We start from the raw sequence: 9,915 nt of genomic DNA, 5'->3' as shown, positions 1-9,915 counted from the left end.
GGGTGTCCTTTCAGGGTTTCGACGACGGCGGCAATCCCGTCGTGGCGTCCGACGCGGAGGTTGTCGCGCTGGGCGACGTCGTGGGTCAGGACGATCTTCGAGTTCTGGCCGATACGGCTCATGACGGTCAGCAGGACGTTCTTTTCAAGTGACTGGGCCTCGTCAACGATCACGAAGGCGTCGTGGAGGGAGCGTCCGCGGATGTGGGTGAGTGGCATAACCTCGAGCATCCCGCGGTCCATGACCTCCTCCACCACTTCCTGGCTGACCAGCGCACCGAGGGTGTCGAAGACCGCCTGCGCCCAAGGGTTCATCTTCTCGGACTCGGAGCCGGGGAGATAGCCCAGTTCCTGGCCGCCCACGGCGTAAAGGGGCCGGAAAACGATCACCTTGCGGTGCTCGCGGCGTTCGAGGACCGCTTCCAGGCCGGCGCACAAAGCCAAGGCTGACTTGCCGGTTCCTGCCCGGCCGCCGATGGAGACGATGCCGACGGCGGGGTCCATAAGCATGTCGATGGCGAGCCGCTGTTCCGCGGACCGTCCGTGGAGGCCGAAGACATCCCTGTCGCCCTTCACCAGGCGGACCTGCTTATCGGCACCAACGCGGCCAAGCGCGGAGCCGCGGTTGGACAGCAGGACCAGGCCGGTGTTAACGGGCAGTTCCGCTGCCGCCGGGATAAACACGGGTTCGTGGCCGTACAGCGTGGAAATCTCCTGATCCCCGGCCTCCACTTCGGCCACGCCCGTCCAGCCGGAGTCCTTCACCAGCTCGTTGCGGTATTCGTCCGCGGTGAGTCCCATGGCCGACGCTTTAACCCGCATGGGCAGGTCCTTGGACACCACGGTGACGTCCCGGCCTTCGTTCGCGAGGTTCTTTGCCACCGCGAGGATGCGGGAGTCGTTGTCGCCGCTGCGGAACCCCAGCGGCAGCACTTCAGCGGAGATGTGGTTCAGTTCCACCATAAGCGTGCCGCCGTCGTCGCCGATCGGGATTGGCTGGCTCAGGCCACCGTGTTTGACGCGCAGATCATCAAGGAGCCGGAGCGCCTTACGCGCAAAGTAGCCAAGTTCGGGGTCGTGACGCTTGGCTTCAAGCTCGGTGATGACCACCACCGGCACGATCACCTCATGTTCCGCAAAGCGCAGCAGCGCGCGGGGGTCGGACAGCAGGACGGAGGTGTCGATCACGAAGGTGTGGATGTTGGCTTCCCTTCCGGAAACAGCAAAACCGGCCGCAGCATCTTTCGCTGCGCCGGTTCCTGACGTGGCTCGCGTGGCGCGAGAGGTAGCTTTCCGGCCCTGGTCGAACAGAACCCCGGGCAGTTGTTCAGAAGTAGCCACATCGACTCCAGCCCCGGGCGCATGCCCGGATTTGTTAGTGGTGAGGCGGCTCGGCCAGGAGGCCGGGTCCGGCCTCCCATACAACCGGTGCGATGTCTCGCTCCATGTACTGGCCTCCCCGATCAGCCGGCGGTTTGCCTGCTGATGGATATAACGTAAATCCATCGGAAGTAATTTCCGCAACCATTACGCGGTGATTCCTGTTGCAGCCCCGTGAACTGTCGGTGAACCCGGAATGTCAGGTGCCGAAGCGGCGTTGCCTGCCTGCGTAATCGCGGAGGGCACGCAGGAAGTCCACTTTGCGGAATGCAGGCCACAGCGCTTCGCAGAAGTAGAACTCGCTGTAGGCGCTCTGCCACATAAGGAACCCGGAGAGCCGCTGTTCACCGGATGTACGGATCACCAGGTCCGGATCCGGCTGGCCCCGTGTGTAGAGGAACCGGGAGATATCGTCCACGCAGAGGTTGTCGGCGAGCTTGTCGATGTCCGCTCCTTTGGCGACGGCGTCGTGCAGCAGCTCCCGCACCGCGTCAACGATTTCCCGGCGTCCACCGTACCCGACGGCCACGTTGACATGGATCTTTTCCCGGACCGGCGTGCGTGCGGTGAGCTTGTTGAGCCGCTCCGCAAGATAGTCCGGCAGCAGCTCGGGAGCACCCATGGCGTGTACCGAGATATTGGCGTCCTCGTCCAGCCGGTCCAGGGTGTTGGCAATGATTCCCATCAGAAGATCCAGCTCTTCACTGGACCTGTTCATGTTGTCCGTGGACAACATGTACAGCGTGACAACCTTGATCCCGAGTTCCTGGCACCAGCCAAGGAATTCATGAATCTTGTCTGCGCCGGCCTGGTGGCCCTGGCTGGTGGGCGCGTTGAACTGTTTCGCCCAGCGCCGGTTGCCGTCCACCATCACCCCGATATGCCGCGGGATGCGGTCGCGCGCAAGGTCCTTGAGCAGCCGGCGCTCGTAAAAGCCGTAGAGGAACCCGGGCAACTCCACGCGGTCTCTCACCTGACTTCCTTGCTGTACGTACGGCTTGCACATCCTAGGCTACCGTCCGTCACGGACGGGGGCCGCCCGCCTGGCCACCATGGCGGCCGGCGCCACGTTACCCAGCAGTAACTTACCGGTCCGTAAGTTATTCTGGAGCCATGAACAGCGACACCCCGGACGGTCCCCGGACGCCGCAGCCCAAGGATATTCCAGGCGAGGGAGCAAGCGTGGAATCGGACGCCGGCACATCCCCCATGGACGACGCTGCCGTACGCCTGGCCGAGCTCCTGATGATAAAGCCGAAGTGGCGCGGCTGGATCCACACCGTCACTGCTCCACTGGCACTTGCGGCGGGAATTGTGCTCGTCCTCCTGGCCCCTACCGTTGACCGCAAGATCACGTCAGCCATCTACGCGGCAACTGGCGTGCTGCTGTTTGGTGTCAGCGCCGTATACCACCGGGGTAACTGGTCCCCGCGGGTGAAGATAACGCTCAAGCGGCTGGATCATACGAACATCATGTTGGTCATCGCCGGCAGTTACACCCCGCTCGCCTGGACCCTGCTGGAGCGGCCACAGGCCGTCCTGCTGCTGTGGGTGATCTGGTCCGGCGCGATCCTGGGCGTGCTGTTCCGGTTGCTCTGGACCCAGGCACCCCGCTGGCTGTACGTTCCGATCTACATCGCCCTCGGCTGCGGCGCGCTGTTCTACCTACCAGAGTTTTTCCAGGCCAGCGCCCCCGCCGCCGTCCTCATCTGCGTGGGCGGGGTGCTGTACATCACCGGCGCAGTCTTCTATGCCCTTAAAAAGCCCAACTTCAGCTACCACCACTTTGGCTTCCATGAACTCTTCCATGCTTTGACCGTGGTGGCTTTCGCTGCGCATTTCACAGCCATAGCCCTGGCAGTACTCAGCTAGCGCTGCAGGGGTTGTCCTGGCTACCTGCCATACGGCGTCGAGGGACGGGCAAGGACCGGAGCCCGGAAGACTCTAGTGCCGGCGGCTTCCCGGATCGGCGTCCGCACCGCCGTCGGCCGGGCCCTGGTAGGAATCGCCTGCCGGTGAACCTGCGGCAGGACCGGCCACGCCGGAATCCGCTTCTGCGGCCTCCTCCGCTTCAATATCCGCGGCAGCGGCCGCGGCAATACGCTCCTCCTCCACCTGCGCCCGGTAACGGACCCGGCGGATGCGGCGCACCATGTCAACGATCAGCAGGGCCGTGGCTACCACGAAGAAAGCCGTCATGATGAAACCCAGGAGGCCCGGCGTCACCTGGTCCTCTGAGATCCCCTCCCGAAGGGAGGGCGTGGGCAGGGGCGAGGGGGTGGTAGCCAGGCTGAGGAGCAGACGTTGCACGTTGAATACCTTCTATGGAACGGGTGTCAGCAGGCAGCAGATTAGGCGGCCCGGGTCCGGGCACATCTTCTACGCGGCATAGAAATGCCTGCCGCTACTATCTTAGCCCCGCGAACAGGTCCTTCTCGGGGAGCTCGGACGGCACCCGCGACCGGATCAGTGAGTAATCTTCCCAGGGCCACGCCCGGCGCTGCATTTCCGGGGATACGGCAAAGAAGAACCCCAGCGGATCGACCTGCGTGCGGTGCGCCCGCAGGGCGTCGTCGCGCACCTCGAAAAAGTCTCCGCAGTCCACCTGGGTGGTGGTGGGGTGCGGGGCCGGCGGCGGGGTGTGGCCTTCGGCGTCGGACTCCAGCCATGCCGCGAGCCGCTCAGCGTAGGGGGACTGAAGGCCCGCTTCCTCGAGGGCGAAGTGCAAGGCACGGAAACGTTCAGGGCTGAAGGCCCTGTCGTAGTACAGCTTGCCCGGTTCCCAAGGCTCGCCGGCGTCAGGATAACGCGCCGCGTCGCCGGCGGCGTCAAAAGCCTCAACGGCAACCCGGTGCGCCATGATGTGGTCCGGGTGGGGATATCCACCGTTCTCGTCATAACTGAGGATGACGTGGGGCTTGAACGAGCGGACCAGTCGCACCAGCGGGGCGGCCGCGTGGTGCAGTGGCAAGGTGGCGAAGGACCCGGCCGGCAGGGGCGGAAGCGGATCACCTTCAGGGAGGCCCGAATCGACAAAGCCCAGCCACCGATGCTTGATGCCCAGGATCCGGGCGGCCCGCTTCATCTCCAGGCGCCGGGCACCCGCCATGTCCCGTTTGGGATGTGGCTCGCCTTCCACTGCGGGGTTCTGGATATCCCCGCGTGAGCCGTCCGTGCAGGTGGCCACCATGACCTCCACCCCCGACGCTGCGTACATGGCCATCGTGGCCGCGCCCTTGCTGGACTCGTCGTCGGGGTGGGCGTGGACGGCGAGCAGCCGGAGCGGTGCGTGGGAGTTACTGGACGCTGTCATCGAAGGACGGCTCCTTATTCTACTTTGCGGCTTGTGGCTGCAGAACGATTGCTGAACGGGCGGGGACTATAGGGCCTGCTGTGCCGCCGGCCGGGAAAGCTCCGCCGGAAGGGGCACTAAACTGGTCTGGTGACTTCCCCGGACCAGCCGGCCCATTCCGAGCCCGCGAACACTAGCCTAGCCAATCGTTATGGTGCTAAAAAGCGCCGGCTCTCCCCTGCCGCCAAGCGCACGATCGGTGGCGCGGCGCTGGCCGCCGGGATCGGTTTTATGGCCTGGGTTTCCACGTCGAATTCCCTCACCGACGTAAGCTTCAAGGACATCGGCTATGTAACCACGGACGCCACGCTGGCCGAGGTGGACTTCCAGGTGACCCGGGAACCCGGAACCTCTGTGCAGTGCGCCGTGAAGGCTTTGGATTCGAAATACGCCGTGGTGGGGTGGAAAGTCGTGGACATTCCTCCTTCTGAGGCAGACGGAACAGCCGACGGCGGGCGAACGGTTTCGCAGCGCATCCCGGTCAGGACCGAGTCTCAGTCCGTATCCGGCGTGGTGGACAGCTGCTGGATTCCCGGCGACTCCGGAAAGAAGATGTGATACGCGCCGCTTCCTTGTTGGGTTTAATCCACAGGGTTGACTACAATAGAGCAATACCTTTACCCCGCTGAGCTGGTTACTGTTCCACAAGTGGCCACCGTGGCGGGGTCTTTTGCATGTAGGACCATTAGAGGAGAAGTCCGTGTCTACCACCAACAGCGCAGCTGCAGCCTGGCTTACCCAGGAAGCTTTTGACCGCCTGAAGGCAGAGCTGGACCACCTTTCCGGCGCTGGCCGGGCAGAGATCGTCCAGAAAATCGAATCAGCCCGGCAAGAGGGTGACCTCAAGGAAAACGGCGGCTACCATGCAGCCAAGGAGGAGCAGGGCAAGATTGAGGCCCGCATCCGCCAGCTGACGGCCCTGCTTCGGGATGCCCACGTGGGCGAGTCTCCGGCAGACGACGGAATCGTGGAGCCCGGCATGATCGTGGTTGCCAGGATTGCCGGTGACGAAGAAACCTTCCTGCTCGGTTCCCGCGAAATCGCAGGCGATTCCGATCTTGACGTATTCAGCGAGAAGTCTCCGCTGGGTGCCGCCATCCTGGGACACAAGGAAGGCGACACGTTGAGCTACACGGCGCCCAACGGCAAGGACATCAAAGTGGAGATCCTTTCCGCCAAGCCCTACGCGGCGTAGTCCCAAACGCACCAGGAGCGCCGGCAGTCCCCTCAGGGGCGGCCGGCGCTTCGCCTTTAATGTGGCATGTTCCGGGCGCAGGTCAGGACCTGATGCCCTTTATACCTTTGCGGGGCCGCAGGAGCAGCGCGGCCACCACTCCCCCGGCCGCGCCGCCGAGATGGGCCTGCCAGGAGACGAAGCCGGAGACCAGCGGGAGGACGCCCAGCAGGATGCTGCCGTAGCCCATGAACAGCACAACTGCCAGGAGGATCTGCCGCCAACTCCGGTTGAAAAAGCCCCGGACCAGCAGGAAAGAGAACAGCCCGAAGACCAGGCCGGAGGCTCCCACCGTGATCCCGCCGTTTCCGATCAGCCAGACAGTCAGCCCGGAGCCGAGCCAGCTGAAGGCCAGTGCCGTCAGGAAAACCCGGAGTCCGGACAGAAAGACCAGGAAGCCGAAAATTATCAGCGGCAGGCTGTTGGACAACAAGTGGTTCAGGTTGGCATGCAGGAGCGGGAAGGTGAAGATGTCCAGCAGCCCGTCGGCGCTTCTGGGCCGCAGCCCGAACGTCCTGTTCAGCGAGCGCAGCATCAGCGCGTTGAACAGTTCAATAGCGAACAGGAGTGCCACAAAGCCGCCAAGCACCAGCAGTCCGCCCTTTGCGCGGGCGGCGATGGTACGCCGCTCCCCGAAGCCTCTGTTACCCATCAGTCCGGCCATGATTTGTCCTAGTGCACCACGATGGGCTGGAATCCTTCGGCGCGGAGCGCGCTGAGGACCTGCTCGCAGTGTTCGTGGCCTTTGGTTTCGAGGTTAACGGTAATGGAGACGTCGCCCATGCTGATCGATCCGCCTACCCGGGTGTGGTCCAGGCCGGTGACGTTGGCATCGTTCTCAGCGATGATGCGGGCGATGGTGGCAAGCGAGCCCGGCCGGTCGTCCAGCATCATACGGACGGTCATGTAACGCCCTGCAGCGGAGAGGCCACGCTGGATGACTTTGAGCATCAGCATGGGGTCGATGTTGCCGCCCGAGAGGACCACGGCCGTGGTTCCGGGGTTCTCGATCTTGCCGTCCATGAGAGCGGCCACTCCGACAGCGCCGGCAGGCTCCACCACCATCTTCGCCCGCTCCAGCAGGAAAATCAGTGCACGCGCGAGCGAGTCTTCGCTGACCGTTACGACGTCGTCCACCAGTTCACGGATGATACTGAAGGGAAGCTGCCCCGGGCGCCCAACGGCGATGCCGTCGGCCATAGTGGACACCTTCTTCAACGGGACGAGTGCATCGGCAGCGAGTGACGGCGGGTACGCAGCCGCGTTTTCGGCCTGCACGCCGATGATGCGGATCTCCCGGCCCAATTCCCTGGCCCGGGCCTTGATGGCCACGGCAACACCCGCCAGGAGCCCACCGCCGCCTACGCCCATGAGCACGGTGTCAACGTTCGGTACCTGCTCCAGGATTTCGAGTCCCAGCGTGCCCTGGCCGGCAACGACGTCCACGTTGTCGAACGGGTGGACGAAGACCGTCCCGGTTTCGTTGCTGTACCGCTGGGCTTCGGCGAGCGCCTCGTCGACATTGTGTCCGTGCAGGATGACTTCGGCCCCGTGGCTGCGGGTGGCAGCGAGTTTCGGCAGTGCCACGCCCAGCGGCATGTAGATCCGGGCTTTGATGCTGAGGCTCTTGGCGGCTACGGCGACGCCCTGGGCGTGGTTGCCTGCGGATGCGGCCACTACGCCGCGCTTTTTTTCTTCCGGGGACAGCCGCGCCATCCGCACGTAGGCGCCGCGGACCTTGAATGATCCCGCCCGCTGAAGATTCTCGCACTTGAAGTAGACGTCACCGCCGACCAGCGCCCCCAGTGCCCGGGATGATTCCACCGGGGTCCGCGCAATAATCCCGTCGAGCAGCTTCTGCGCCTCCAGGACATCGTCCAGCGTGACGGGAAGGGTTTCAAGGATGTTCACGGACTAATCTCCTCTGGATTTCGGCCCCGGCGCCGCGCCGTTCGAACGGGCGTCAGGTTGTTCTGGGTCGGTGCTGGCTGCGTCGTCCACGCCGCCTTTGAGGGCGTCCGGCGGGTCAACACGCGTAATGGTGCTGTCCGGGCCGGCGCCGGCAGCCACCGGGCCTGCAGGTGATGCCAACACCTGTTCATGTTCCCACGTTCTGGCGGCAATGTAGCGAACGGCCGAGTTTGCGACGGCGAGGATAGGCACCGAGAACAGCGCCCCGGGAATCCCGGCCAGGTAGGAACCTGCCGCTACCGAGAGGATCACTGCCACCGGATGCAGGGCTACCGCCTTGCCCATCACGAGTGGCTGAAGGATGTGGCTCTCCAACTGCTGGACCAGCAGCACGATGCCGAGCATGATCAGGGCATTGATGGGGCCGTTGGCTACCAGCGCGAGCAGTACTGCAATGGCACCTGTCACCAGGGCCCCGACGATCGGGATAAACGAACCGATAAACACCAGCACACTCAGGGGCAGCGCCAGCGGGACGCCGATAATCGCCGCACCCAGGCCGATGCCCACTGCATCCACAAATGCCACAAACATCTGGATGCGGGCATAGCTGACCATCGAAGCCCAGCCCTTACGCCCGGCACCGAACGTCGCCGCCCGTGCCTTCCGTGGCAGCAGCTGGACGAGGAACGCCCAGATCCGGTCGCCCTCGAGCAGGAAAAAGATGAGGACGAAGAGCGCAAGGACCAGTCCCGCGGCGAAATGCCCTGCGCTGCTGCCGAATGACAGCGCACCGCTGAGGATATTGCTGGTGTTGTCCTGCAGCGCCGTGCTGGCCTCCTGCAGGTACTGATCGATCTGGTCGGCCGTCAGGTGGAGGGGCCCCTCGGACAACCAGTTCTGGATCTGCCGGATGCCGGTCAGCGCTTCGGACCAGAGTTCCCCGAAACCGGCGACGAGTTGCCTGCCCACCAGCGCCAGCGATCCCCCGATCAGGCCCAGGAAGCCCACCACCGTGATGGCCACAGCCGCCCCGCCCGGGATCCTGCGCCGTTTCAGCCAGCCCACCACCGGGTTCAGGAGGCCGGCCAGGAGAGCGGCGACCATCACCGGGATGATGAGGAAACTGATTCCGCGCAGCAGCCACACCAGAGCGCCGCCCACAAGGAGGATGAGTCCCAGGCGCCAAGCCCAGGATGCGGCGATGCGCACTCCGTAGGGAATGTCCTTGTCCAGTTCACGGTCGGTCAGAACGCGCAGTGGTGGAGTTCCGTTGGCCGGTGCAGGGTACGGTTGCCGTGCAGGAAGTTGAGGGTCGGGCGGTACGGGATCCTCGGCTGGCGTCATAGCCTAATAATTCCCCAGCCACGGCCTAATGGGAAACTGCTACCCAGCGGCACCGGAACGGTAGTCGATCCCCCACGACATGGTGAAGGATTCGCCCGGCTGCACCCACCGGAGGCCGTCACCGGAGTTGAAGGCGTTGGCCGGACCGGTCATGGGTTCAACTGCCACCGCGCGGCTCCGGCCCGGGTACTGCGTACTGACGTAGACATGGACGTACCGGCATGATTCATCCTGCCAAAGGCTCACCTGCCGGCCGTCCGGAGCCGCCAGCACGTGGCGCGCCTTGCCCCCTTCAAACTGCAGGCCGGTCAGGGCGACGTCCACGTTCAGCGGGGCAACATGCAACCCTGCCCGGAAGTCGGTGTCGCCGTGGACGGGCGCGCTGCTGCGCGGAATGAGGCGTTCGTCAGCCAGCAATTGGGTATCAGCGGACACGGTCAACACGAGTTCCTCAACCGGGATGTCCCCCAACCGCAGATACGGATGGGCCCCGAGGACGAACGGCGCGGCCTTCCTGGAATGGTTGGCAAACGTCTGGCGGACCTCAAGGCCAAGATCTTCAGTGAGGAGGTACTGCACCCGGTGGCGCGCCAGGAAGGGGTATCCATGCTGGGGAAAAATAGTTGCCTCGAGCGTGACTGAATGTTCCGACTCGTCAACAAGCGCGTAGGAGGAGTTGCGCAGGAGCCCGT

The 9,915-nt window shown here is 64.2% G+C and carries 11 protein-coding genes; 3 read left to right on the top strand and 8 right to left on the bottom strand.

The genetic code is table 11. The annotated features are described in order from the left end of the window. Together phoH2 and AC5RWX_RS26165 are read right to left on the bottom strand one after the other, a co-directional pair. A partial coding sequence (gene phoH2, locus AC5RWX_RS26170) for an RNA 5'-3' helicase PhoH2 (protein ID WP_494099195.1) occupies positions 1-1,340 on the bottom strand: 1,340 nt, incomplete at its 3' end. A gap of 238 nt (positions 1,341-1,578) precedes the next feature. Beyond that, the gene (locus tag AC5RWX_RS26165) at positions 1,579-2,340 is read right to left on the bottom strand and encodes an isoprenyl transferase (protein WP_494099197.1); all 762 of its coding nucleotides are present in this window, start codon (positions 2,338-2,340) and stop codon (positions 1,579-1,581) included. A 248-nt stretch (positions 2,341-2,588) separates the two neighbouring features. On the opposite strand from AC5RWX_RS26165, the gene trhA reads away from it, so the two are divergent. Beyond that, entirely contained in the window at positions 2,589-3,251 is a 663-nt protein-coding gene (gene trhA / locus AC5RWX_RS26160) for a PAQR family membrane homeostasis protein TrhA (RefSeq protein ID WP_494099196.1), read from the top strand. Between the two features lie 72 nt (positions 3,252-3,323). On the opposite strand, the gene AC5RWX_RS26155 is transcribed toward trhA, so the two are convergent. Both AC5RWX_RS26155 and mca read right to left on the bottom strand, forming a co-directional pair. Continuing rightward, entirely contained in the window at positions 3,324-3,689 is a 366-nt protein-coding gene (locus tag AC5RWX_RS26155) for a hypothetical protein (RefSeq protein WP_494099194.1), read from the bottom strand. 97 nt (positions 3,690-3,786) lie between these two features. Beyond that, positions 3,787-4,692: a mycothiol conjugate amidase Mca gene (mca, locus tag AC5RWX_RS26150; protein ID WP_494099193.1), complete on the bottom strand. Its 906-nt coding sequence runs from the start codon at positions 4,690-4,692 to the stop codon at positions 3,787-3,789. A 129-nt stretch (positions 4,693-4,821) separates the two neighbouring features. On the opposite strand from mca, the gene AC5RWX_RS26145 reads away from it, so the two are divergent. After that, positions 4,822-5,289 carry a DUF4307 domain-containing protein gene (locus AC5RWX_RS26145; protein WP_494099192.1) on the top strand — a complete coding sequence of 156 codons (468 nt, stop codon included), beginning with the start codon at positions 4,822-4,824 and terminating at the stop codon, positions 5,287-5,289. A 142-nt stretch (positions 5,290-5,431) separates the two neighbouring features. Then, positions 5,432-5,926 carry a transcription elongation factor GreA gene (gene greA / locus AC5RWX_RS26140; RefSeq protein ID WP_163164261.1) on the top strand — a complete coding sequence of 165 codons (495 nt, stop codon included), beginning with the start codon at positions 5,432-5,434 and terminating at the stop codon, positions 5,924-5,926. Between the two features lie 82 nt (positions 5,927-6,008). Here greA and AC5RWX_RS26135 read toward each other — a convergent pair whose 3' ends face one another. The 4 genes from AC5RWX_RS26135 to AC5RWX_RS26120 all read right to left on the bottom strand — a co-directional run. Beyond that, complete coding sequence (locus AC5RWX_RS26135) at positions 6,009-6,629, bottom strand: rhomboid family intramembrane serine protease (protein ID WP_494099191.1); 621 nt, start codon at positions 6,627-6,629, stop codon at positions 6,009-6,011. A gap of 8 nt (positions 6,630-6,637) precedes the next feature. Further along, positions 6,638-7,876: a threonine ammonia-lyase gene (gene ilvA / locus AC5RWX_RS26130; protein WP_494099190.1), complete on the bottom strand. Its 1,239-nt coding sequence runs from the start codon at positions 7,874-7,876 to the stop codon at positions 6,638-6,640. 3 nt (positions 7,877-7,879) lie between these two features. Further along, on the bottom strand, positions 7,880-9,223 hold the full coding sequence (locus AC5RWX_RS26125; protein ID WP_494099189.1) for an AI-2E family transporter: 1,344 nt from the start codon (positions 9,221-9,223) through the stop codon (positions 7,880-7,882). A gap of 39 nt (positions 9,224-9,262) precedes the next feature. Further along, positions 9,263-9,915, bottom strand: a 653-nt coding sequence (locus tag AC5RWX_RS26120) for an aldose epimerase family protein (RefSeq protein ID WP_494099188.1), incomplete at its 5' end; no start/stop codon positions are given.

This window comes from Arthrobacter sp. SPT-J7 (genome assembly GCF_059089965.1).
The sequence above is the reverse complement of the archived record's forward strand: the minus strand, read 5'-3'. Positions and strand labels throughout refer to the sequence as shown.